Annotated in this window: 24 protein-coding genes and 1 riboswitch; of the genes, 4 read left to right on the top strand and 20 right to left on the bottom strand. The window is 51.2% G+C overall.

Going from position 1 to position 23,179, the window contains the following annotated elements; translation table 11 throughout:
* The gene (gene murQ / locus DP091_RS17410; RefSeq protein WP_113059484.1) at positions 1-912 is read left to right on the top strand and encodes an N-acetylmuramic acid 6-phosphate etherase; all 912 of its coding nucleotides are present in this window, start codon (positions 1-3) and stop codon (positions 910-912) included.
* 224 nt (positions 913-1,136) lie between these two features.
* Here murQ and DP091_RS17405 read toward each other — a convergent pair whose 3' ends face one another.
* The 9 genes from DP091_RS17405 to DP091_RS17365 all read right to left on the bottom strand — a co-directional run bounded on the left by DP091_RS17405 (position 1,137) and on the right by DP091_RS17365 (position 11,353).
* Positions 1,137-2,003, bottom strand: a complete 867-nt coding sequence (locus DP091_RS17405; RefSeq protein WP_181469842.1) for an SDR family oxidoreductase — start codon at positions 2,001-2,003, stop codon at positions 1,137-1,139.
* A 230-nt stretch (positions 2,004-2,233) separates the two neighbouring features.
* Positions 2,234-3,196 carry an MraY family glycosyltransferase gene (locus DP091_RS17400; RefSeq protein WP_071219702.1) on the bottom strand — a complete coding sequence of 321 codons (963 nt, stop codon included), beginning with the start codon at positions 3,194-3,196 and terminating at the stop codon, positions 2,234-2,236.
* A gap of 518 nt (positions 3,197-3,714) precedes the next feature.
* A complete protein-coding gene (locus DP091_RS17395) occupies positions 3,715-5,016 on the bottom strand; it encodes a pyrimidine-nucleoside phosphorylase (RefSeq protein WP_113059483.1) in 1,302 nt (433 codons plus the stop codon).
* A 191-nt stretch (positions 5,017-5,207) separates the two neighbouring features.
* Complete coding sequence (gene deoD, locus DP091_RS17390; protein ID WP_076325327.1) at positions 5,208-5,915, bottom strand: purine-nucleoside phosphorylase; 708 nt, start codon at positions 5,913-5,915, stop codon at positions 5,208-5,210.
* Positions 5,916-5,938: 23 nt separating this feature from the next.
* Positions 5,939-7,117 (bottom strand): phosphopentomutase, encoded by a 1,179-nt coding sequence (gene deoB, locus DP091_RS17385; protein ID WP_113059482.1) that lies wholly within the window; start codon positions 7,115-7,117, stop codon positions 5,939-5,941.
* Positions 7,118-7,200: 83 nt separating this feature from the next.
* Complete coding sequence (locus tag DP091_RS17380) at positions 7,201-8,379, bottom strand: NupC/NupG family nucleoside CNT transporter (RefSeq protein WP_071219706.1); 1,179 nt, start codon at positions 8,377-8,379, stop codon at positions 7,201-7,203.
* Between the two features lie 80 nt (positions 8,380-8,459).
* Positions 8,460-9,125, bottom strand: a complete 666-nt coding sequence (gene deoC, locus DP091_RS17375; protein ID WP_113059481.1) for a deoxyribose-phosphate aldolase — start codon at positions 9,123-9,125, stop codon at positions 8,460-8,462.
* A 389-nt stretch (positions 9,126-9,514) separates the two neighbouring features.
* Entirely contained in the window at positions 9,515-10,450 is a 936-nt protein-coding gene (locus tag DP091_RS17370) for a DNA-binding transcriptional repressor DeoR (RefSeq protein WP_113059480.1), read from the bottom strand.
* Between the two features lie 168 nt (positions 10,451-10,618).
* On the bottom strand, positions 10,619-11,353 hold the full coding sequence (locus tag DP091_RS17365) for a ThuA domain-containing protein (protein ID WP_113059479.1): 735 nt from the start codon (positions 11,351-11,353) through the stop codon (positions 10,619-10,621).
* Between the two features lie 159 nt (positions 11,354-11,512).
* Here DP091_RS17365 and DP091_RS17360 point away from each other — a divergent pair, with 159 nt between their 5' ends.
* Complete coding sequence (locus DP091_RS17360; RefSeq protein WP_113059540.1) at positions 11,513-12,391, top strand: AraC family transcriptional regulator; 879 nt, start codon at positions 11,513-11,515, stop codon at positions 12,389-12,391.
* Between the two features lie 493 nt (positions 12,392-12,884).
* Here the strand turns inward: DP091_RS17360 and rnhA are convergent, their stop codons facing one another.
* Positions 12,885-13,547 (bottom strand): ribonuclease H, encoded by a 663-nt coding sequence (rnhA, locus tag DP091_RS17355; RefSeq protein ID WP_113059478.1) that lies wholly within the window; start codon positions 13,545-13,547, stop codon positions 12,885-12,887.
* A gap of 28 nt (positions 13,548-13,575) precedes the next feature.
* Positions 13,576-13,800, bottom strand: coding sequence for a hypothetical protein (locus DP091_RS17350; RefSeq protein WP_113059477.1), 225 nt, complete (start codon positions 13,798-13,800; stop codon positions 13,576-13,578).
* Between the two features lie 168 nt (positions 13,801-13,968).
* Here DP091_RS17350 and DP091_RS17345 point away from each other — a divergent pair, with 168 nt between their 5' ends.
* Both DP091_RS17345 and DP091_RS17340 read left to right on the top strand, forming a co-directional pair.
* Positions 13,969-14,928, top strand: coding sequence for a helix-turn-helix transcriptional regulator (locus tag DP091_RS17345; protein ID WP_113059476.1), 960 nt, complete (start codon positions 13,969-13,971; stop codon positions 14,926-14,928).
* Positions 14,929-15,004: 76 nt separating this feature from the next.
* Positions 15,005-15,526, top strand: coding sequence for a DinB family protein (locus tag DP091_RS17340; protein WP_113059539.1), 522 nt, complete (start codon positions 15,005-15,007; stop codon positions 15,524-15,526).
* A 145-nt stretch (positions 15,527-15,671) separates the two neighbouring features.
* Here the strand turns inward: DP091_RS17340 and DP091_RS17335 are convergent, their stop codons facing one another.
* From DP091_RS17335 to ehuB, 9 genes are read right to left on the bottom strand one after another with little or no spacing between them, the layout of a single operon-like run.
* Positions 15,672-16,202 (bottom strand): DUF2179 domain-containing protein, encoded by a 531-nt coding sequence (locus tag DP091_RS17335; RefSeq protein ID WP_015737571.1) that lies wholly within the window; start codon positions 16,200-16,202, stop codon positions 15,672-15,674.
* Entirely contained in the window at positions 16,199-17,107 is a 909-nt protein-coding gene (thpD, locus tag DP091_RS17330) for an ectoine hydroxylase (protein ID WP_113059475.1), read from the bottom strand. The genes DP091_RS17335 and thpD overlap by 4 nt, the downstream gene beginning before the upstream one ends.
* Before the next feature lie 14 nt (positions 17,108-17,121).
* Positions 17,122-17,514, bottom strand: coding sequence for an ectoine synthase (locus tag DP091_RS17325; RefSeq protein WP_113059474.1), 393 nt, complete (start codon positions 17,512-17,514; stop codon positions 17,122-17,124).
* Positions 17,511-18,803, bottom strand: coding sequence for a diaminobutyrate--2-oxoglutarate transaminase (gene ectB, locus DP091_RS17320; RefSeq protein ID WP_113059473.1), 1,293 nt, complete (start codon positions 18,801-18,803; stop codon positions 17,511-17,513). Before ectB ends, DP091_RS17325 begins: the two co-directional genes overlap by 4 nt.
* A 16-nt stretch (positions 18,804-18,819) precedes the next feature.
* Positions 18,820-19,332, bottom strand: coding sequence for a diaminobutyrate acetyltransferase (ectA, locus tag DP091_RS17315; RefSeq protein ID WP_113059472.1), 513 nt, complete (start codon positions 19,330-19,332; stop codon positions 18,820-18,822).
* A 9-nt stretch (positions 19,333-19,341) separates the two neighbouring features.
* Entirely contained in the window at positions 19,342-20,214 is an 873-nt protein-coding gene (gene ehuA / locus DP091_RS17310; protein ID WP_113059471.1) for an ectoine/hydroxyectoine ABC transporter ATP-binding protein EhuA, read from the bottom strand.
* 14 nt (positions 20,215-20,228) lie between these two features.
* Positions 20,229-20,891 (bottom strand): ectoine/hydroxyectoine ABC transporter permease subunit EhuD, encoded by a 663-nt coding sequence (gene ehuD, locus DP091_RS17305; protein WP_113059470.1) that lies wholly within the window; start codon positions 20,889-20,891, stop codon positions 20,229-20,231.
* Between the two features lie 2 nt (positions 20,892-20,893).
* Positions 20,894-21,547, bottom strand: coding sequence for an ectoine/hydroxyectoine ABC transporter permease subunit EhuC (gene ehuC, locus DP091_RS17300; RefSeq protein ID WP_113059538.1), 654 nt, complete (start codon positions 21,545-21,547; stop codon positions 20,894-20,896).
* Positions 21,548-21,554: 7 nt separating this feature from the next.
* Complete coding sequence (gene ehuB / locus DP091_RS17295; protein ID WP_113059469.1) at positions 21,555-22,388, bottom strand: ectoine/hydroxyectoine ABC transporter substrate-binding protein EhuB; 834 nt, start codon at positions 22,386-22,388, stop codon at positions 21,555-21,557.
* Between the two features lie 378 nt (positions 22,389-22,766).
* Positions 22,767-22,912, bottom strand: a riboswitch (cyclic di-AMP (ydaO/yuaA leader).
* Positions 22,913-23,179 lie beyond the last annotated feature (267 nt).

Genomic DNA, 23,179 nt, shown 5'->3' with positions numbered 1-23,179 from the left:
ATGACGAATATTCTAAGTCAATTGACAACCGAACAGCCTCATGAAAATACGCAGAACATTGATCAGTTGAGCTCAGAACAAATTATGATCCTCATCAATAGCGAGGATAGCCTGATCACTGATGCGATCCGCGAGCTTATTCCTCTTATAGCCAAAGCTGCAGATCTCGTCGTGGAAGCTTTCCAGAAGAGCGGCAGATTGTTCTATATAGGTGCCGGAACCAGCGGCCGAATCGGGATTCTGGACGCATCCGAGTGTCCGCCTACTTACGGGACAGACCCTTCCATGGTGCAGGGATTGATCGCAGGTGGTTTCAGAGCCGTGAAGGAAGCTATCGAAGGTGCCGAGGATAGCGAAGAGTTAGGTGAACAGGATATCAATGAAAACGGTATCAACGAAAAGGATGTGGTCATCGGCATTGCTGCAAGCGGCCGCACGCCCTACGTTCTTGGGGCGATGAGACGCGCCAAGGAGCGTGGAGCCGTTGTCATCGGACTCTGTAATAACTACGAATCGCCGATGCAGCAGTACGCGGAATTTGTAATTGAAGCTGTTGTCGGACCCGAAGTAATTATGGGCTCCACGCGCATGAAGGCCGGCACTTCGCAAAAGCTGATTCTGAACATGCTGACAACAACCGCCATGATTCGAATCGGCAAGGTGTACAAAAACCTGATGGTCGACCTCAACCCGTCCAATAACAAGCTTGTGCACCGCGCCAAACGCATCATTACCCTGGCAACCGGAGCATCAGAGGATGCTGTGGAAAAGGCGTACCATGAAGCCGGCGCCCACGTCAAAACCGCTATCGTGATGCTTCTGGCTAATGTCAGTGCCGCGGAAGCGTCCAAACTGCTTGACGGCACCAGCGGATTTGTGCGCAGCGCGATCGATATGAAAACGACGAAGTAATTTCAGGTGTGCGCTTCTATGGCCTATGCTGAATATCTAACGTAAAATGAAACGGGATATCCTCAGATCATGTTGATCTGGAGATATCCCGTTTCATTGTTCGCCACTTATCCTTGTAGTCGTCACCATGCTGATGGGCTGATTGGTCTCGTCGTTCCTTATTGTCCGGAACATTTCAAGTTATAGCCTCACTCGGGGAGCCGGGCCTTTTGGAACGCGTAAATTCATCGGCCCTGGTCCGGCTTCCATCCTACCTGTTGTTCACTCCACTCCCACAGACGAGCGGCGAGCTTCGGATCCCTTGCCTTCTCGGTGATTTTGGCCGGTTTGCATTTGACGTAGTATTCCCCCGTCACATGCTCCACTTCAGGACTTGAAGCCAAGTATATCGCTGTCCGAGCTCCTTCAAGCGGCGTTAAAAAGAACGGGCGAAGCAGCTTGTGAACCGCATTGCCAAAGCCTGTATCCCTGTTTACGCCAATGCTGGTGCTGACGGCACCGGGATGGAGCGTATTGACCGTGACTCTTGTCGGCTGCAGCCGACGCGCCAGCTCCTTCGTGAATAAAATATTCGCCAATTTGGACTGCGCGTACCCTTTGGCCACATTGAATCCCTTACTGAGATTCGGGTCATCAAAATGGAGGCTGCCCACTTTATGCGCGCCAGAGGATACATTCACGATCCTCCCCTGCCGGGCATGCTGTAGAGGCTCCAGGAGTTCGTTCGTCAACAAAAAATGCCCCAGATGATTGACCCCCATCATGGCCTCGTATCCGTCCTGCGTCAATTCCCGCTTGATGGTAACCACACCCGCGTTGTTCACCAAAACATCGAGTCTGTCGTATTTGGCCTTAAAGTCGGAAGCAAACGCTCTGATGCTATCAAAAGACCCTAAATCCAGCGTCATCAGCTCGATGTCCGAGCTGCCGCTCTCCTGCTGAGCTTCGCGAAGAGCCGCTTCACCCCTTGATTGACTACGACAAGCCATGATCACATGCGCTCCGCTTTTTGCCAGCTCCACTGTCGTAGCCAAACCCATGCCGGAGTTCGCCCCTGTTATCATGACGATTTTGCCTGTCATATCATTCATGCACAACCTCCTGTTCGTATCCTTCTACCATTGTAATAAGAAAAACGACTATCGACGCACTTTCTCAGAAGACAGACCACATTTAGCGAAGTTTTTCTTGCGAGATAAGGAGGGTAAACCTCTGAAGTTTTTACTTTCTTATCTCTAAAAAAAAGCCCCGCCACCAATATCAATTTGGAGACGAGACTTTAATAACGGACCGAAAAATGCTTATGTCAGGCTTAAACCGCCTAGGCGGCGCCATTCATGGCAAGTATGATGGCAGCCAGACCGAAACAAAGATTCAGCAAGCATAGAAATACCAATGTCTGCTTCTGATTGAGCCCCGTTGCCAGCAAACGATAATGCGCTTGCGATGCATCGGCCTGATAGATCGGCTTGGACTGAAGCATTCTGCGGATGACTACAATGATATTATCGAAGATCGGCACGCCCAGTGCGAAGATCGGAACGAATAAGGACGCCAGGGTTGCACCTTTAAACGCACCATCCAGGGCAATGATCCCGAGGATGAACCCGAGGAAGGTTGCACCGGCATCCCCCATAAACACTCGGGCCGGCGGCTTATTATATCGTAAATATCCCAGCGCAGCACCCACAAGAATGACGGCCAGCAGCGCGGATTCGCCTCTGCCCAGCGTAATCGCCACAACAAACAGCGTGCCTCCGGATATGGCGGAGAGTCCACCAGCAAGACCGTCGATGCCATCCGAGAAATTAATAACTGTCGTTACACCAAAAATCCACAAAATCGTTAAGATGAGCTGCAGCCATTCCGGCAGGTTAATATACTGACCCGTAAACGGATTGTTGAATCCTTCAAACGCGATGCCATAGCTGTATACAACGACGGCTGCGCTGACCTGTACGATGAGCTTCGGCAGCGAAGCCAGCTCCTTGCCTTGGGACTTATACCAATCATCGACAAGCCCAATGCCAAGAATAAGAGCACTACCGATAAAGATGCCTACCGCTTCCCTTGAAATGGCGCCGGTAAGCGCAAAATAGGTGATAAAAAATCCGATAAATATGGCGACCCCCGCTGTCAGCGGTATCGGCTCGCGGTGTATTTTCCGCTCGCTGTCCGGTCTTGGCTTGTCCACGAAATCAAGCTTGATCGCAAGTTTACGAAATGGCGGAATCAGTACCAATACCAGCACCATGGATATGACAAACGCTGCAAAATAGAGCATGGTTTCCTCCCAATAAATGATGAATAATGGAGAACATTGCATTCTAAGTATATGACTTATATCGAACTCTATCAACCTATGAAAAGAAAAAGACTGCCGCATCAGTAGAATTTCTACTTAGCAGCAGCCCTCCCGGACTCACAGGTTAAGACTCCTTCTTCACCGCAAGTCCAATGATCATAACGATAAGTGCCAGCAAAGCAATCAACTGATCGATGGTCATGGCCAAAAGCCTCCTTCAAGCAGGATGGCTCTTGCCCGGCTACACATCTCCCTCTCCCGTTAAATGCCTTACGTTTTCCCCACTACCATCTTATGAGGACTCCCACCCGTTTTATGACGGGACCGCCAAAAAAACCTGCCCCCCGTTTATAAAACGCGGGAAGGCAGGCTGTATCGGCATAGCTTGGAAAATGAGCACGGATATGGTGATGAGATGAGCTATTCGCACGGAGCAGCAGTGCTCATCCCGATGCACCCCCGTGTTCCGAATATGACTCGCTACGGATTAGCTTCCCTTACTCCGTCACGATGTCATAAATCAATACAGGCGCTTCCGCATGATCTGCAATCCGAATGCTTTCATACAGCTTCTGCTTCACGTCATCCACGTTCTCGCGGTTAGCATGAATGGTTACAAGGGAATCACCCTTTTTCACGGCATCGCCGACCTTCTTGTTCAGCATCAGGCCTACCGCCAGATCAATCTCGGATTCCTTCGTCGCGCGGCCGGCTCCAAGCAGCATCGCTGCGGTACCGATCTCATCCGCTACCAGCTCGGCGACAACGCCGTCCTGCCGTGCAGGAAGCTCAATGAGATATTGTGCCTTCGGCAAACGGTCCGGTTGATCCACCACGGACGGGTCTCCGCCCTGGTTCTGAATGAATTCCTTGAACTTCTCCAGTGCCTTGCCGTTGCGGATAACCTCTCTTAACATCTCTTCGGCATCTTCAAGCGAATCTGCCTTCTGCGCAAGGAAAACCATTTGCCGGCCCAGAGCCAGGCACAGCTCCTCCAGATCCTTCGGCCCCTCGCCGCGAAGCGCATCGATCGCTTCCTGCACCTCCAGCGAGTTGCCGATCGCGGCCCCAAGCGGCTGGCTCATATCGGAGATGACCGCCATCGTTTTGCGGCCTACGTTGTTGCCGATGCTGACCATGGCGTGTGCCAATTCCTTGGCATCCTCCACCGTTTTCATGAACGCGCCTGCGCCGGTTTTCACGTCCAGCACAATCGCATCCGAGCCGGCGGCAATCTTCTTGCTCATGATGGAGCTCGCAATCAGCGGAATGGAATTGACGGTGGCCGTCACATCCCGGAGCGCGTACAATTTTTTGTCCGCTGGGGTGAGGTTCCCGGTTTGGCCGATGACGGCGATTTTATGTTGATTCACAAGGTTCACAAATTCGTCTTTGCTGATCTCCACATGGAATCCTTCGATAGACTCCAGCTTGTCGATCGTTCCTCCGGTATGGCCGAGGCCGCGTCCGGACATCTTCGCTACCGGAATATCCAGAGCCGCTACGAGGGGAGCCAGCACCAGCGTCGTCGTGTCGCCCACCCCTCCGGTGGAATGCTTATCGACCTTGATTCCCTCAATTGCGGACAGATCAATCGTTTCGCCGGAGTTTACCATCGCCATCGTCAAGTCCGCCCGCTCCCGGTCGGACATGTCCTGGAAATATATCGCCATGTTCATGGCGCTCACCTGATAGTCGGGAATGTCTCCTTTGGTATATCCGTCGATAAAGAAATTGATCTCTTCTGTTGTCAGTTCCTTGCCGTCGCGTTTCTTCGCAATTAAATCAACCATTCTCATCGTACATTCTCCTCACTGTTTGCGATGATTGTGTTCCTTCCACGGGTATCACTACGAATGCGGATTGTTCTTCCGATTCCTGTTGCCCCCAGATTCCTCATATATATTATTAATAAGGTTGGAATCCGTGGGCAAAGGTGACCGTTTTGCTTCTCCAAAACAATTCCGCCTTCTTCGTTAGGGCAGCTTTTTTACAACGAAATCGCCGTATCCAACGCGACTTCCATCATCTCGTTAAACGTCGTTTGGCGTTCCTCTGACGAAGTCTCTTCCCCTGTCAGCAAGTGGTCACTTACGGTCAGGATCGTCAGGGCATTCACGCCGAAGCGTGCGGCAATCGTGTAGAGGGCCGTTGTCTCCATCTCTACGCCCAGCACGCCGTGCTGCATCAGCTTCTCTACCACCGATTTGTCTTCACGATAGAACACATCGGACGTGAACACGTTGCCGACATGCATTTTCAGGCCTTTCTCCTTGCCGCGCTCATACGCGCCCAGCAGCAGCGGGAAGCTGGCGATCGGGGAGAAATCATATCCGTTAAAGTGGTGACGGTTCATGCCGGAATCCGAGCATGCCGCCTGGGCCAGAATGACGTCGCGCACACGAACATGCTCCTGCATCGCGCCGCAGGTTCCGACACGGAACAAATTTTTCACGCCATAATCCCGAATGAGTTCATTGACATAAATCCCGATGGAAGGCACGCCCATGCCCGAACCTTGCACGGAGATACGTTTTCCTTTATAGGTTCCCGTAAATCCGAGCATACCCCGCACTTCGTTGTAGCAGGTCACATCCTCCAAATACGTCTCGGCAATAAATTTAGCCCGCAGCGGGTCGCCTGGCAGCAGTATCGACTCCGCAATATCTCCCGGTTTCGCTCCAATATGTGTACTCATGTCCCATTCCTCCGCATTTTCGATTATTTCAAATCATTCAAAAAGCTGGTTCCGTGCTCCGGAAGCTTCACGCCAAAGTTGTCCGCAACGGTAGCGCCAATATCGGCAAAGGTTTTGCGAAGCGGCAGCTCCTTTCCTTCCGTAAAGCGAGGGGAATATACAAGCAGCGGCACGTATTCACGCGTATGGTCCGTGCCCTTGTAGGTAGGATCATTCCCGTGGTCGGCCGTGATGATCAGAAGATCATTTTCCGTCATTTTCTCGAACACCTCAGGGAGGCGCCGATCGTAATCCTCCAACGCTTGGCCATATCCTTTCGGATCGCGCCGATGTCCGTACACGGCATCGAAATCCACGAGGTTCAAGAAGCTCAGACCCTTGAAGGATTCACCCAGGGTTTGCACCATTTTATCCATGCCGTCCATGTTCGATACGGTTCTGACAGCCTTCGTAATGCCTTCGCCATCATAAATATCGGAGATTTTACCGAGGGCGATGACGTCAAGACCCGCATCCTTCATCTCGTTCATCGTCGTACGTCCGAAAGGCTTCAAGGCATAGTCATGCCGATTCGCCGTTCGCTTGAAGCTCCCCACCTCGCCAATGAAAGGACGGGCGATGATCCGGCCGAGCATGTAAGGATCTTCCAGCGTAATTTCGCGGCAGAACTCGCAGATTTCGTACAGCTCCTTGAGAGGAACCACATCTTCATGAGCAGCGATTTGAAGCACGGAATCGGCAGAGGTATAGATGATCAAAGCCCCTGTTTTTACATGCTCTTCGCCAAGCTCTTCGATAATCTCCGTTCCGCTGGCCGGCTTGTTGCCGATGACCTTCCGTCCGGTCTTCTCTTCAATCCGCTGCATTAGCTCGTCCGGGAACCCGTCCGGGAATACTCGGAATGGCGTGTCAATATACAAGCCCATGATTTCCCAGTGCCCCGTCATGGTGTCTTTACCATTCGAAGCTTCCTGCATCTTCGTATAGTAAGCCCGAGGTTTATCCGAGGCCGGAACTCCTTCGATCTCCCGGATATTGGACAACCCGAGCGCAGCCATATTCGGCATGTTGAGCCCGCCGCATTCGCGGGCAATATGACCCAGGGTGTCGGATCCGATATCGTCAAATTCAGCCGCATCCGGTGCTTCGCCGATACCTACAGAGTCCAATACAATTAAATGAATTCGATCAAAACGTTCCATCTCCAAGTGATCCCCCTCATATATGAGTTTTTACATCAAAACTATCCATAAGGCTCGCTTGTTGTTATCCTTCCATAACTTGCTTACAGGAACAGTCCCGCAATCGTTGCCGACAGCACGCTCACCAGCGTTGCGCCGTACAGCAGCTTGAGGCCGAAACGGGCAACCACATTCCCCTGCTTCTCGTTCAGGCCTTTGACTGCGCCGGCAATGATGCCGATCGAGGAGAAGTTGGCAAAGGACACCAGAAATACCGATACGATTCCCACAGTGCGTTCGGACATATCCGTGAAGTTGGCCAGGTCTAGCATCGCTACGAACTCGTTCGATACCAGCTTCGTAGCCATGATGCTGCCTGCATCCACTGCCTCTTTCCAAGGCACGCCCATGACAAAAGCAAACGGGGCAAAAATGAATCCCAACAGCTCTTGGAAGGTAATCCCGAAAATCATATCAAAGATGCCGTTGATCATCGCAATCAACGCAACGAATCCGAGAAGCATCGCGGCAACGGTAATCGCTACCTTGAAGCCGTCCATGATGTATTCGCCCAGCATCTCGAAGAAGGATTGCTTCTCCTCCTCCTGCACCTCCAAGATATCCTCATCCTTCTCTACCTTGTAAGGGTTGACGATGGAAGCGATAATAAATCCGCCAAACAGGTTAAGCACAAGCGCGGTCACCACATACCGCGGCTCGATCATGGTCATGTATGCCCCGACGATCGACATCGATACCGTGGACATCGCGGAAGCACAGAGCGTATACATACGGTGCTTCGGAATTAAGGCGATCTGTTTTTTAACCGAGATAAACACCTCGGATTGCCCAAGAATCGCCGAAGCTACCGCATTGTAAGACTCCAGCTTGCCCATGCCGTTGACTTTACTCAAGACGAGACCGATATATCTTACGATAAACGGCAGTACCTTAATATATTGAAGTATACCAATCAATGCGGAAATAAACACGATCGGCAGCAAGACGTTCAGGAAGAACGGACCCGCACCTTCATTGGCAATGCCGCCAAACACAAACTCGATCCCGGCTCCGGCATAATCAAGCAGCGCTTTAAACGTATTCGCTATCCCTTTAACAAGATACTCGCCGAAATTCGTGTTCAGCAGAAAAAATCCAAGGATCAGCTGCAGCACAATCATGACAGCCAGCGGACGGTAACGGATGCGGCGCTTATCATTGCTGATAAGGAACGCAAGGCCGAATACGACCAGCAAACCTAGTATGGCGATTATAAATTTCATCGTCGTTGTTCCCCCATAGGTGTTTTTTTTGATATGACACGTCTACCGAATCATCGAAAACCGGATTTTTGCAACATCATTTAGTAGGAAGAGCTGGATTGGCCGCCCTCCATAATTTTCACGCCGGAGCTGGCACCGATACGCGTTGCGCCCGCTTCGATCATGCGGTCCATATCTTCCTTGCTGCGCACGCCGCCGGAAGCCTTCACGCCGGTGTTCTCGCCAACGGTTTTGCGCATCAAGGCTACGTCTTCCGGAGTGGCCCCGCCGGTGGAGAATCCTGTTGACGTCTTCACAAAATCCGCTCCCGCTTTCACGGACAGCTGGCACGCACGTACCTTCTCTTCTTCTGTCAGAAGGCTTGTCTCAATGATAACCTTGACTAGGGCTTTGCCCTTTGCAGCATCCACTACAGCCTGAATATCGTTCAGCACAAGCTCATCGTTACGATCTTTGAGCGCACCGATGTTAATGACCATATCAACCTCCGTTGCCCCGTTAGCAATGGCATCCTTCGCTTCAAAAGCTTTTACTGCGGATGTCGTAGCTCCCAGAGGGAAACCGATGACCGTGCATACTTTGACGTTGGTGTCCGCTAGCTGCTCAGCACAGTAGGATACCCAAGTCGGGTTCACGCAAACCGAAGCAAATCCGTACTTTTTGGCCTCTTCCGTAATTTTCGAAATCTCGGCTTGGGTTGCATCCGCCTTCAAGAGCGTGTGGTCGATCATTCCTGCTATATTCATCTGGTTAAAACACTCCTTAATCTGTTTTTTAGTAATTTGTAAAAGCGCTATCATAACGCTTAATCCTTTAGACGGGACCATCATATCACAGCCTTGAACATATGTAAAACACATATTGAAAATATGTTCATTCCGATTTATGGCAATGATATTTATCATTGTTAACTAAAATGACAATCCATCATTCAGGAATAATCTAACAATTCTCTCCATTTACTATGCTCTATACCCGATCAAGGTCAACAGAAACAAAGAATCGGCCTCCTATTCAGCAAGAGTCATCAAATTTCTGCGCACAAAAAACACCCTGTCCAGGTAAGTTTGAAGCCGTAACCGGTTCGAATCTCCCTGAACGAGGTGCTGTAAACTTTGACAATATGTCAAACTTTTTATGATAACAAGGCTTGGGCCGTAAACTGGTCCGTCACCAGGATGTTTGCATATTTGCCGATTAGCGCGGCTCGAATGGCATCTACCTTACGCTGCCCGCCTGCCACGAGAATGGATTGCTCCTTGTGGCGCAAATCTTCCAAATCGATGCCCACTGTACGGTTGTTAATATCCTCGCTGCACACCGTGCCCTCCGCATCAAAAAACCGGGAGCAAATATCGCCGGCGCCGATCCGCTGCAGCAGCTTCTGTTCCTCCTTGCTAAGATAGCCAAGTCTGAACAGAAGCGCATCCTCATGAACGGTACCCACCGTGAACATGGCGATGTTCGCTTGTTTGCCTAATTGGATAATCCGCTGGATATGCCGGTCCCTTTCCACCATCTCTTTCAGCTCGGTGGTGTCAAAGATGACGGGCAGCGGCAAATATCTCGCCATCGTGTGGTACGCCTCGGCAAACAGATTGACGATCTCTGCGGCATACGTGTTCACATGCGAATGACTGACGCCGCCTTTCAACTGCACGACCTCGACGCCCCGAACGGGCTTCTGCTGCAGCTGAAGCGCCACGGCATGCATGGTCGTCCCCCAGGTCACGCCGATGATATCGGCATCCTGGACCGTTTCATGCAGATAATCGGCTGCCCTTTTGCTGATATGCTTCTGAATTTCACGGTATTCATTGATGGGAGAATAACTCACCAGCACCTGTTCCAGTCCGTACTTCTTCTTCACTCCTTCGCCCAAAGCGTCCAGGTCCTCGAGCGGGTCCACGATGCTGATCTGCACGTAGCCCTGCTCCTTGGCGTGCTGAAGAAGCCTGGAGACCGTGGGTCGTGAAACGCCAAGCCTTGTCGCGATATCCTGCTGGCTGTAATCCGACATATAATACAATCTTGCCGCCTCGATGCTAAGGCGCTGTTTATCCTGATCCATGATCCAACCCACTTTTATTATGTCGTAATCGAATTGGGTCCATTATACATCGTTATGCTGATGATTTCGATAGCGGCCGTCGTTATGAACAAACAAGCGCCGATCAACGATTGTATTCCTGACGTTTCAGGGATACACCGTTGATATGGACGCTTGCTAGGGATCAGCCTATACCGGCTGAACGTATTCGAGTGGAGATACCCGGCCATAGGAGGTCTTTGCGCCTTGGATCGGCGCCGCCCAGGCCACGGCGTTGGCAATTACCTGTTGAATTTCAGGTTGATGGTAGGTAGGGAATGCTTCATGACCCGGTCTGAAATAGAACAGCTTGCCGCGTCCGCGCTTGTAGCAGCAGCCGCTGCGGAACACCTCGCCGCCTTCGAACCAGGAAACAAACACCAGTTCATCCGGTGCCGGAATCTCAAAACGCTCACCGTACATTTCCTCCTGCGGAACCTCGATATATTCTCCAAGTCCGCTTACGATCGGATGGCTCGGATCGATGACCCACAACCGTTCCTTCTCGCCGTCATCGCGCCATTTCAACGCGCCTGTGTTCGTGCCGAGGAGGCGCTGGAAAATCTTCGAGCCGTGACCGGAATGCAGGACAATGATTCCCATGCCGTCCAATACGCGCTGACGCATTTTTTCCACGATATCATCCCGTACTTCACCGTGAGCCACATGCCCCCACCAGATCAGAACATCCGTTGAAGCGAGCACCTCATCCGTCAAGCCGTGTTCCGGATCATCCAATACGGCGGTGCGTACGACGAACTGTGCATCCTTCCCGAGAAAATCGGCAATCGTACGGTGGATGCCTTCAGGGTAAATCTTAGCGATCTGTTCATTATGTCTCTCGTGCCGGTATTCATTCCATACCGTTACATTGATATTAGCCAAGGGTAGTGGCCTCCTTTAATATTGAAATCCAGCGACCTCTCATACATTCATCCCAAGTATAAGCTGTGTTACAATGAACGGGAATGTGTGAAAGTTACTCTTTTTGTACAAAAACGACTTCGCGTTTTTTTGGGAGAGAGGGTGGAATGCGTGCTATCGATGAACGCTGATTATGTGCCAAGGATTAAACTGATGGGATTTGTCTCTTACAAGAACCCCTGGATTCATTTCAAGCGGAACACACACGAGTATATTCTGTATTTCGTGAAGAGCGGCGAGCTTCATATGCGGGAGAACGGCGTTTCCCATGTGCTTAAGAAAGGCGATCTGCTTGTCCTTGAACCGCATCTGGACCACGAGGGAACCCAGAAGCATTCCTGCGACTACTACTATATTCATTTTGAACACCCCGATATTCGTCAAGCGCCCGAGCGCCCCTTACCCTTGCTGGCCAAGCAGTGGATCATGGGCGAGAACGAGACGGCAGGCAAGAACGACAGCAGGCAGCTATATTTCCCCAAGACCTGCACGCTAACCCAGAAAAAAAGCCTTCATCATATGTACCATGCCCTCGGCGAAATGCTGCAGCTGTACAGGCGAAAACACTTTAACCGCAGTTTGACCGCGCTCAAATTCATGGAAATGCTGATCGAGCTGTCCCGGGAGAGCCTGTTCGATGAGCTGGAGAAGAACAGCCCTCATACCAAGTCCTATATGAAGGTGCATGCACTGCTCGACTATATCCATGAACATTACGCCGAGAAAATCATCAGCTCGGATATCGAACAGCGATTCGAATGCAATTATGATTATATCAATCGGGTATTCGCCAAGCTTACCGGCCATACGATCATGCGATATGTGAATCAGGTACGAATCAATCATGCGAAGGAATTAATCGAGGCCACGCACCTTAGCTTCGGCGAGATCGGGTATCTGACCGGCCTGGAGGATCCGTTCTATTTCAGCAAGATCTTCAAAAAATACGTCGGCATGTCCCCGAATCAATACTATAAGCAGGTCCGCGAGAAGGAATAAGCTTGGTTTACCCGTTTCTGGCTCCCTGTATAATAAGTCGTTGTATCATCGTGGATAGATCCAAGCAAGCGTTTAAAGGCTGACCTTCGGCGTTGAGGATAACCCGCCACCGCTTCAAATTAATAGGGAGTTATCCTTGCACTTCTCCACATTTGTTCACAAACGCTGGATAACTTCCTTAAAATAAAAGATGAGAAATTCAGTTTGTGCGGAACGAACGGGGATAATGTTCATAACTCTGTGTATAACGAACTTATTCGAGATGTTATGCACAGTCCGCCGGGGTGAGGTAAGTCTTTTGTGTTAATTATCCACATGCGTTGATTTGTATTTTTCCGCATGAACCCGGAATCATGGCATATAAAAAAGCGAGGACAGGGAAACCTCCTCCCTGTCTTCGCTTTTTAGTAGGGTGCCCGTCTACCCATAAAGACTTCGATATCTACAACCAGGCTTAATATAGCTTCGAACGGCTCCCTTCTGCTCCCCCTCGTTACTTGCGCCCGTAATCGGCCTTAATCTCTCCCCAGCTCTTCGTTTGCCATTTCAGCACCTTGTTCTCATATGTATTGGTTTGAAGCCAGTGCTCGGCCCGGTCCACCAGATCCCAGATCTCTTGGGTTGACGCATCGCGCGGAAGCGTGGAGACCACCTTCTTCTGCTTCAGCCATTTGAGCGCATTCATCGAATCGCTGTACACCGTCTTGGTGCTGCCGATTTTCTTCAGGTAAGCCAGTGCGTGGACGATGGCCAGAAACTCGCCGAGATTGTTCGTTCCCTTCGAAATCGGCCCGCACGAGAACAGAATATCTCCCGTCTGCGTATCCACGCCTTTGTACTCGACAGGCCCCGGGTTTCCTCGCGTCCCCACATCTACGGAAATGCTGTCATAATCGATCTCGCCCGGTTCTTCGGCGGCAGATGCGCTGCTTCGCTTGTAGTTTTTGGAGCCTGAGCTGCCCGATTTGCTACCGGACTGCTGCCCCCAGTAATTTTTATAACCTGCCGCATAAGCCTGTTCCGCTTCGCTCCGGGATTCAAACGCCTTGAACTTGGCACCTGTAAACTGATTTACCTGCTGCTGGCAGTCGCCCCAGCTTGTATAAATTCCGGGTACTTTACCTACCCAGACTACATAATATTTTTGCTTCGCCATCCTAAACCTCCATCCTGAACTAACCTCTCTAGCGTACTATATCACATCCTCCGAAACCAACAAAAAAAGCGCCATCGTCTCCGATCCGCTTTCTGTGTTTGATCTTATTCAGTTGTTCCTGTTTCGTCGGCTTTACTCTCACATGCTGTGACAGCGCACTGTAATCTTCGTTGGTCTTTCTCATCGAGACGGCTGACCATGTTCCGGCACGTTCCGCTTTGCGGAGCGTTTTTTGCGTTTTGGTACGGGCCATGAGGCTCACACTCCTTGTATTATGGAATTCCCTTATATTGTACGGCAAAATGGATGGGAATGGAACAAAAGGCAGTCTGGGATTTCCTCTCCTCCTTCATAAAACCTATGATATAATACGGAATCATTGGAGAATAGATCCAATTAAGATAAGAGGGGTTGAAGCGATATGAAACTTGAGCGGCTCATATCCATGATTTACATGCTGCTGAACAACGAGATCCTGTCCGCATCTGCCCTGGCAGAGAAATATAACGTGTCCCAACGAACCATATACCGCGATATTGATGCGATCTGCGCAGCCGGCATTCCCGTTGTATCGTATCAGGGAGTGAACGGCGGTTATGGCATTATGGAGCAATACAAGATGGACAAAAGCTTGCTTGGCTCCTACGATGTCAGCGCCTTGATCACCATCCTGCACAGCATGTCCACGGTGTTTGAGGATGAACGGGCCATGGATACCATTCAGCGTCTGCAGACCATTGATCGTTCCGCCAATTCGGCATCGCAGGGATTGTCCATGGATATCGGGAGCTGGCGCTCTTACAACGAAAGCCTCCGACTTCTTCGCCGCGCCATTACCGACAAGCATGTGATCTCCTTTCAATACATAAGCGCCAAGAATGAACGTATTCACCGTAAAGTCGAGCCCCTGCGACTCATGTATAAATTCGGATCCTGGTATTTGTACGGTTTCTGCAGAACAAGGGCCGATTACCGCGAATTCCGAATTTCGAGGATATCGGAGCTCTCCCCCTCCGCCGAGCCATTTCAGCACCAGCATTCGGAGGAGCACACGCACGGTCCTCATCTTCAAGAGCAAAATCCGTACGCCCGAGGAGGGCAGCATGCCTGGGAGCCTTCACCCGATGCGACGGAAGTCATCCTTCACGTATCCCCCCGGGCCTTGGCCAAAGCGATGGATCAATTCTATGATGTGCAGCGGGAATTTTATGAAGACGGCTCGCTCCGTCTCACGTTCAAGGTCCAAGATCCTGATTCCTGGTGGTTCTGGTCGACCCTGCTGAGCTTTGGCGAGGATATCGAGATCATTGAGCCGGCTGACTTAAGGGCGCTCATGCAATCCAAATTAGAAAAAATGCTGCAGGTATACGCAAATGTATGACAGTCCGCTGTCATACTTTTTTATTTACAATGTTCCCAAGAAAGCAAAAAACACGAAGCCAAAGGGGACGATCACAATGAATTATCCTGTAAAAATGTATGAGTACCATGTATGGGCCAACCAAGCGATATTCAACCGCCTGCTGGAGCTTCCGGGGGAACTGCACAATCGGAAAATAACGAGCATTTTCCCAACCGTATCCGAGGCGTTGATTCACATCTACACGGCGGATCTTGGATGGATAAACGTTTTGTCCGGGATGGATATGAAGCATGCTTTAACAGAGGCCTTCCAGCTTCGGGAAGAGCTTGAGTCCATTTCACTGGAGGACCTAAACCTCCGGTTTATCGAACTATCCGAGCGATTCACGGCCTTTCTGAGCCAAAATCCTGACCTGGAACGGATCATCCGATTGGATAATCCTTATGCCGGGATCCGGGACACCCGCCTCTCCGAGATCATGCTTCATGTCGTGAACCACGGCACTTACCATCGCGGAAATATTGCCGCCATGATGCGCCAGCTCGGAAGCTCCTCCGCGATGACCGACTACGCTTTTTTTTGGTACCAGAGTGAACCGGAGTTGGTGCTTGCCTAAATAACGGCAGCACTAGTGGCATTCCCCTGATCTTAACATTCCATGCCGGTTCGGACCGGCAAAAGCCGCAGCCAAACAGCCTGCTCCGAACGGGTCCGAAGCAGGCTTTCCTGTTTCCTGTTTCCTGTTTCCTTTTAGAAGCATGTTACAATTTGCGTCCTTCCGTCAATCGAACCCAGAAGCCGCCTTTAAAGCTCTTCGGTTCATGGGAGATAATGAACGCCTGCGGCGACATTTTGGATAGCGACTCCATCAACCGCCGTTCGTTCTTCCGTTTCACGAGAACTTGAAGCACGAGCCGTTTGCCATCCTTGCCGTCCGCTTCCCAGGCAGTCACGCCATACCCCTTCTCCCGCAGGTTCATCGCCAGGTTCGTCTCAACGGAATTCACGATCACTTGTACCACGATGTATCCAAGTGCCAAATATTCTTCGATCCGGCTGCCGGCATATACGCCAAGGCCAAAGCCCAGGCAATAAGCGGCCATATTAAATGGATTGTCCAGATTTTGCAGGACAAGATTGAGGCCGAGCAAGTAAACGAATACCTCCAGCATGGCCAGGAGAGAGGCGATCCCTCTCCTGCCTTTGATCATCAGAATCAGACGCAGCGAAAAGATCGAGACATAAACCACGTTGATGCCGATGATGGAGCCGATAAGTGACAGCGAGATCATAAAGAATCGCGGGTGGCGATGTACTCCGGTCTTGGCTTCTGGCCCGAATACGGCTGCCTGACCTTATTCTCCACGCTGTTGTAAACCATAAAGATATTGCTGCGCGGCATCGGCGTAATGTTGCTGTTCGAACCGTGCATAATATTGCAGTCAAAAATCACGATTGAACCGGCTTTGCCGACAGGCGTGTCGATACCGCTTTTCTGCACCATGCGTGTCAGGCTGTCATGATCCGGAACGCCGTACTCCTGTTTGCGCAGGGAATCCTTGAAATGATTCTCCGGGGTTTGGCCGATACAAGCCACGAATTCCTTATGCGATCCAGGCACAACCATAAGCGGTCCGTTATAGGAGTAGTTATCCTCCAGAGCAATGGAGCAGCTCAAGGCTCTCATACGAGGCATGCCATCCTCAACATGCCATGTTTCGAAATCGGAGTGCCAATAGAACTCTTTGCCCGTGAAGCCCGGCTTGTAATTAATCCGCGATTGATGGATATACGTCTCGCTTCCCAAGAGATACTCCATGATCGCCAAAAGTCTCGGATGCCGGGACAGCTTCTTGAACACTTCATGGCTCTCATGAACCGCAAAGACCGATCGAACTTCGTTCCCGCCCGGTTCCCGGATCACTTCATCCTGGTTCAGCTCTCTTGCCGATACCTGTAAACTGCGGGCTTCCGCCTGATATACCGACAGTTCCTCCCGACCAAAGAAGTCTTCCAGGAATAAATATCCGTTGCGCTCATAGAAGTCGGATTGCTCCTGCGATAACGCAGCATCCGGCGTCCATTCCGAATGAACGACAGGATCCTGTCTCTTTAGGATCCGGGGCTCCGAATGCACTCTTGAAGGATAAACGTCCAGTTCTTTTTCCTGAAGGGCCGACACATGATTATTACTCATCGCATATCATCTCCTTAGTCCAAATTTGAGGCAAGCAGCGGGTAGGTTCCTTCCTCGTCGTGAACTTCCGCGCCGTTAAGCGGCGGATTGAATACGCAGACCATCCGCATCTGCGAACGAGCTCTCAAATAATGCTTCTCGTGACCGTCCAGCGCATACATCATGCCTGGGGATATAGGGTAGGTTTCACCCCCGACAATCTCGATTTCCCCCTCGCCTTCGATGCAGTACACGGCTTCGACGTGGTTTTTGTACCAGATCAGCGTCTCCGTTCCCGCCTTGATGAGGGTATCATTGAGAGAGAAGCCCATGCCGTCTTTTGTAAGCAGCAGCCTTCTCGAATTCCATGTCTGGGTATCGATATCGTCTTTGGTATCCACGATCTCTTCCAAATGTTTAACAATCATAACAACCTCTCCTCTGCTGCTAATTGTTTCATGCTGTTCTCAAATATCCCCAATCCCTCTGCCAATGTGTTCATTTCAATCGTGAGCGGCGGCATTAGCTTTGCCACTTCGCTGTACGGCCCGGACGTTTCCATAATCAGTCCATGCTCGAAGGCCATCTCGGACAGCCTGCCTGCGAGCTCCGGTTTATCAAAAGCTACCCCCTGAATCATGCCTCTGCCTCGGGTTTCGCCGCCGAGCTCAGGATAATCCTTCACGACGCCTTCCAATGATTGGCGAATCCGATTTTCCCTGATGGCGATATCCAGCTGAAAATCTTTCGTTTTCCAATAATTCAGCGCTTCGGCTGCGGCAACGAATCCGAGATTATTGCCCCGGAAGGTACCGTTATGCTCCCCCGGCTCCCATATATCAATCTCCGGTTTGATCAGCGTAATCGCCATCGGCAAGCCAAAGCCGCCAATCGATTTCGAGAGGCATATGATATCCGGCTCAATACCGACATCATCAAAACTAAAGAACGGCCCGGTTCGGCCGCAGCCCATCTGGATATCATCCAGAATCAGCAGCATTCCCTTATCCTTGCAGATGCGCGCAAGCTTCTGCAGCCATTCCTTGCTGGCGGCGTTCAATCCGCCTTCCCCCTGCACCGCCTCGACGATCACTGCAGCCGGCAGCGGAATGCCGCTTCCCGGATCATCCAGAAGCTTCTCCATATATGCCATCGTATCCACGTCGTCACCAAAGTAACCGTCATAAGGCATAAACACCGAGTGGCTTAGATCCACCCCGGCACCCTGGCGCTTGAAGGAGTTGCCGGTTACCGCCAGCGATCCGAGCGACATGCCATGAAAGGCATTCGTGAAGCACAGAACGGTGCTGCGCCCTGTCACTTTACGGGCGATTTTGAGTGCGGCCTCTACGGCATTCGTTCCGGTCGGACCGGGAAACATCACTTTGTGATCCCATCCGCGCGGCTTCAGGATGACCTCCTGAAATCGGGTCAGAAACGTTTCCTTCGCACCCGTAGCCATATCCAGGCTATGCGTGACGCCGTCCTTCAGGATGTAGTCGACTACCTTCTCGCGAATCTTCTCATTGTTATGTCCGTAATTCAAAGCCCCGGCTCCCGCAAAAAAATCAATGTATTCATTCCCCTGCGTATCCCACAGCTTCGCATTCCGGGCCTTATCAAAGACCGTCTGAAAGCTCCGGCAATAACTTCTCACTTCCGATTCCAGCTGGTTAAACACGGTAAGCTTCGGTTTCTCCATGACTTGGTTGTCCATAGTTCCCTCCATTTGTTTAAATGTCATTGAAAAAGGGGCCAATCACGAATAAGGGCTCATCTTCATGGGACGTTCCATCGGGGAACATCTCTGCTCCATAACCTACGGTTACGGTGCTGGGAATGGATTTCTCCTCGGCATAACCGAGAAACAACCGACGGGACGCCATGTTACTCGGCGATACCGTAGCTTCAATGTAACGGACGCCATGGCATGCCTTCTGATTCATCAGATTTGTCAGCATCGCCTTTGCAATGCCTTGCCTCCGATGCGAATTAGCTACGGCCACTTGCCATACGAACAGCGTCTCCGGGTTGCGAGGCGAACGGAAGGCGGAAATAAAACCGATGATATCTCCTTCATGCTCAGCAATCATGCAGGTATCATGGAAGTAATCTCCAAGCAGCATGTAGCAATAGGGGGAGTTCAGATCAAGCGCTCCGGTATCGCGTATAAGCTCCCACACCCGGGTGCCATCCCGGGCTTCCGGTCTTCGGTATACAATTTCGATTTCGGTATCCACAGCCATACTATACAATCACCTCTTTCCAGAACTAATTTCCGTTGAACGGAATCGCTGCAGGAAGCTCTGCAGCCGCTCGCTCTGGGGATTATCGAATATCTCCTCCGGCGTGCCCTGCTCAACGATCCTTCCCTCGGCTCCGAAGATGACGCGGTCCGCGATTTCCTTCGCAAAATCCATCTCATGCGTAATCAGCATCATGGCCATTTCACCTTCCTCCGCGATTTCCCGGATCACCTCCAGCACTTCGCCGACCAGCTCCGGATCAAGCGCCGAGGTCACCTCGTCAAACACCATCACCTTCGGCCGCATGACCAGCGCTCTGGCGATGGCAACCCGCTGCTTCTGGCCCCCGGACAGATTGGACGGGTATATCTTCAATTTGTCGGCCAAACCGACCTTACTGAGCATGGAGACGGCCCGCTCCTCCGCCTCCTCCTTGGATAAACCCAGCACTTTGCGCGGGGCCTCCGTCACATTGCGAAGCACGTTCATATGCGGGAACAGATTGAAATGCTGAAAGACCATGCCGACATTGCAGCGCATCCGGTGCAGATGCTTTTCATTAGCCCGAACCAGCCTGCCCCTCTCTTCCATATGCCAGAGCAGCTCACCATCAACCTCGATGGTTCCCTCGGTCGGTTCTTCCAGCGTCATCAGCATCCGGCCCATCGTTGTTTTGCCAGATCCGCTCGGACCGATCACAGCCACCTTTTCTCCAGGCCGCATCTCCAGGTCGATGCCTTTAAGCACCTGTAGATCACCAAAAGACTTGGTCACGCCGGTATATTTCACAATCGGCTTTGTTCCCGTAGCGGTAACAGGATTTCCCTCCTGCTGCGGCACCTTCGACGCTTTTGCTTGCTCATCGATCACAACGGCATTCATTTGATTCCCTCCTTTTATCTTCCACGCTGCAGATTCATGCGTTTCTCCAGCCTTTGCACAAGCAATGAGGCGATATAACTGATGATCAGGAACAGAATCCCGACCATTGTATACGGTTCAAATGCACGGAACGATTGCGACACGATATTTTTGGCCGTCAGCATCATCTCCACAAGCGTTATGGCGCATAGAATCGGCGTCTCTTTAAACATAACAATCAAATAATTACCCAGTACCGGAATGATCGGCGGCACCGCTTGCGGCAGGATAATGCTGCGCCAGGTTTGGGCCTTCGTGTAATTCAGTGCTGTGGCAGCCTCCCATTGTCCCTTCGGCACACCCTCGATTCCGGATCGGTACACTTCGGACAGATATGTGCTGTAATGCAGCCCGAGACCGATCACCCCGGCATAGAAGGCCGGAATGGAAATTCCGGTAAGAAGCGGCAGCCTGTAATACAGGAAGAAGACCTGCACCAGCAGCGGCGTATTGCGAATAAATTCGATCATTCCTTTGGTTATCAGTGACAGCACCTTAAATCGGCTCCGCGCTGCAAAAGCAAGCAGCAACCCGATGATCAATGCCACCGCGAAAGCGCAGATCGTCACCCACACCGTCATTTTTAATGCACTCAAGAGCTGGGGCAGGATATCCCATACATAGTTCCAATCCCACATGACTATAACCTCCCCGCTGTCCATTTGCGCTCCAGCAGTCGAACTGCCAGCGAAACGAGCGTAGCAATGACAAAATACATGAGGAGCAGCAGCACCAGAATCTCAGTCGTCCAGGAGATGTAATTATTGCGGAGCACCATCGCCTGATACGTTAAATCCGCCATCGTGATGAAATAAACCAGTGAGGTGGATTTGATGAGCTCTACAAGCTGATTCCCGAAAGGGGGAAGCATTCGCAGGGACGCTTGAGGCAATATGACATTCCACAGTCTTTGCCAAGGCTTCAGATTAAGCGCTACAGCGGCTTCCCATTGTCCTTTCGGAACGGCCAACACGGCGCTGCGAACGATTTCCGAGCCGTATGCGCCGAAGTTCAGCCCGATCGCCAGGATCGCAGCCAGCATTTTCGGAAGCTCGACGCCGATGAACGGAAGGGCGAAATACAACCAGAACAGCTGCACCAGCAAGGAGGTCCCCCGAAAGACTTCCACATACACGGCTGTCAACGTGCGAATGATCCACAGCTTCGACAGTCGGCATAACCCGGCTGCAAAGGACATCACAACCGCAAGAATGGCTGAAAAAAAAGCAACCACAATCGTGATCTCCGCCCCTTTCAGCAGCGTAGGGAGAAAATCAATCCACGAATTCGGCATGGGCATGCTATTCCCCGCAAAGCGCAGCGGCCGTCATCTCGCCCGGGAGCTCTTCTTCTGTGAACCCAAACTTCTGCAAAATTTCCAGCAGCTCGCCCGACTCCTTCATTTTTTGAAGCTCCGCATTATAAGCCTCCTGGAACTCCGTATCCGCTTGGCGGAAAGCCGTAGCTCCATAACCGCGAACGCTTTCGCCGTCGATGACCGGCTGCTCAAAATCAGCCACGCGTTCGATGCTGTTGTCGCTGGCCGAATCCAGCATTGCCTGCAGGGACGGCCCTGTCATGGTTATCGCATGCACCCGGTCTGCCTGAAGGGCGCTAATGGCCGAGGCCTGGTCGGGGACCTGCACAATCCGGTCCGTAGGAATGCCGGACTTTTCCATATAGCCGATTTCGACCGCACCGGTCATAACGGCGACCTTAGCTTGGTCATGATTGGCAATATCCTCATAACTTCCGAGTCCCAGCGGATTCCCTTGCTTCACCGCAATGGCTTCTCCGATGCTGTACTCCGGATTAGCAAACAATACGGCAGAGCAGCGATCCGGATTAATGAACATGCCTGCGGTAATTAGGTCAAACCGCTCGGCCTGCAGTCCGGCAACCAGCGATCCGAATTCCGTAAGCTCTCCCCTCATTTCCTTGATGCCAAGGCGCTCCAGAATAACCCTTGCAATCTCAACCGCTTCTCCTGTCAGCTCCCCGTTGGCCTCTTTATAGGCATAAGGCTTCTCATTCGCAAATCCCACGGTGATATACCCCTGCTCAATGGCTTGCTCCAACGTACTCCCTTTGTCGCCGCAAGCCGCAAGCGACACCCCCATAATCAATGACAACATCAGTACAACCACTCTCTTCAAAATTTCCCACAACCTTTCATTATGACTGTTGGTATTCTTAAAAATGGCATGTTGAAATTACCCATGTTAACCCATATGTTAACTAGGATTTAAGCATATTCAGATACCTTGCATGGGTCGGACCTTCAGGGAAGATGATTCATCCATCTCCTTCCACGCTTAAACCCAATGCCATCTGACCGATTTAATTGGTTTTGGTTAAACATTTGCAGGCCTTGCCCCTCCTCTTTAGCAGAATACAAAAAGACCACCAAACAGGGGATCTAGACATAGCTCCGCCAGCAGGGGGTCAAAAAATAGAGAAAAGGCCCCTAAAGAGAATTAAGGGCCTTTGTTATGAACATCCATTATGTATGCAAGACCCATCCACTGCTGACGAGGTTAGCTGACGGACTCGGGTAAGATGGTACCCTACACTCGTGATTCCAAGTGACTCGCCCCTGATGAAACTGGTTCCCCCGCTTTCCGGAAAATGTATGCCGGAAACTAAGCGTGTGTCCATGATAAAGGGAACTTCAGGAAAAGTCAAACCCCTTTAACCGCTTTTTCTGGAAATTCAGAGGCGGAAGTGCCGTTCTTCCAGGGCCTATGACAAGCATGAAAAACGCCTCATTCAAGCCTCTCCCCCAACGATACAGTAATTTTATTCCAGTCTCATTTTTCGCTATATAGCAGGCATTTGCCATGCCTCCCTTACTCATTCATGTAGTGGATCGTTTATGCCATGAATTACATTCGGATTGTGAAAGCTTTCCCCACACATTTACGGC

The sequence above is a fragment of the Paenibacillus sp. MDMC362 genome (assembly GCF_003269305.1).
GTDB lineage: Bacteria > Bacillota > Bacilli > Paenibacillales > Paenibacillaceae > Paenibacillus_AQ.
Note: the sequence above shows the minus strand (reverse complement) of the source record. Positions and strands in the feature narration are given on the sequence as shown.

Bases quoted from the DNA above. Each gene is read 5' to 3' on its own strand.
- murQ (WP_113059484.1), top strand. From the start codon at position 1: ATGACGAATATTCTAAGTCAATTGACAACCGAACAGCCTCATGAAAAT.
- DP091_RS17405 (WP_181469842.1), bottom strand. From the start codon at position 2,003: ATGAATGATATGACAGGCAAAATCGTCATGATAACAGGGGCGAACTCC.
- DP091_RS17400 (WP_071219702.1), bottom strand. From the start codon at position 3,196: ATGCTCTATTTTGCAGCGTTTGTCATATCCATGGTGCTGGTATTGGTA.
- DP091_RS17395 (WP_113059483.1), bottom strand. From the start codon at position 5,016: ATGAGAATGGTTGATTTAATTGCGAAGAAACGCGACGGCAAGGAACTG.
- deoD (WP_076325327.1), bottom strand. From the start codon at position 5,915: ATGAGTACACATATTGGAGCGAAACCGGGAGATATTGCGGAGTCGATA.
- deoB (WP_113059482.1), bottom strand. From the start codon at position 7,117: ATGGAACGTTTTGATCGAATTCATTTAATTGTATTGGACTCTGTAGGT.
- DP091_RS17380 (WP_071219706.1), bottom strand. From the start codon at position 8,379: ATGAAATTTATAATCGCCATACTAGGTTTGCTGGTCGTATTCGGCCTT.
- deoC (WP_113059481.1), bottom strand. From the start codon at position 9,125: ATGAATATAGCAGGAATGATCGACCACACGCTCTTGAAGGCGGATGCA.
- DP091_RS17370 (WP_113059480.1), bottom strand. From the start codon at position 10,450: ATGGATCAGGATAAACAGCGCCTTAGCATCGAGGCGGCAAGATTGTAT.
- DP091_RS17360 (WP_113059540.1), top strand. From the start codon at position 11,513: ATGAACGCTGATTATGTGCCAAGGATTAAACTGATGGGATTTGTCTCT.
- rnhA (WP_113059478.1), bottom strand. From the start codon at position 13,547: ATGGCGAAGCAAAAATATTATGTAGTCTGGGTAGGTAAAGTACCCGGA.
- DP091_RS17350 (WP_113059477.1), bottom strand. From the start codon at position 13,800: ATGGCCCGTACCAAAACGCAAAAAACGCTCCGCAAAGCGGAACGTGCC.
- DP091_RS17345 (WP_113059476.1), top strand. From the start codon at position 13,969: ATGAAACTTGAGCGGCTCATATCCATGATTTACATGCTGCTGAACAAC.
- DP091_RS17340 (WP_113059539.1), top strand. From the start codon at position 15,005: ATGAATTATCCTGTAAAAATGTATGAGTACCATGTATGGGCCAACCAA.
- DP091_RS17335 (WP_015737571.1), bottom strand. From the start codon at position 16,202: ATGATCTCGCTGTCACTTATCGGCTCCATCATCGGCATCAACGTGGTT.
- thpD (WP_113059475.1), bottom strand. From the start codon at position 17,107: ATGAGTAATAATCATGTGTCGGCCCTTCAGGAAAAAGAACTGGACGTT.
- DP091_RS17325 (WP_113059474.1), bottom strand. From the start codon at position 17,514: ATGATTGTTAAACATTTGGAAGAGATCGTGGATACCAAAGACGATATC.
- ectB (WP_113059473.1), bottom strand. From the start codon at position 18,803: ATGGACAACCAAGTCATGGAGAAACCGAAGCTTACCGTGTTTAACCAG.
- ectA (WP_113059472.1), bottom strand. From the start codon at position 19,332: ATGGCTGTGGATACCGAAATCGAAATTGTATACCGAAGACCGGAAGCC.
- ehuA (WP_113059471.1), bottom strand. From the start codon at position 20,214: ATGAATGCCGTTGTGATCGATGAGCAAGCAAAAGCGTCGAAGGTGCCG.
- ehuD (WP_113059470.1), bottom strand. From the start codon at position 20,891: ATGTGGGATTGGAACTATGTATGGGATATCCTGCCCCAGCTCTTGAGT.
- ehuC (WP_113059538.1), bottom strand. From the start codon at position 21,547: ATGCCGAATTCGTGGATTGATTTTCTCCCTACGCTGCTGAAAGGGGCG.
- ehuB (WP_113059469.1), bottom strand. From the start codon at position 22,388: ATGTTGTCATTGATTATGGGGGTGTCGCTTGCGGCTTGCGGCGACAAA.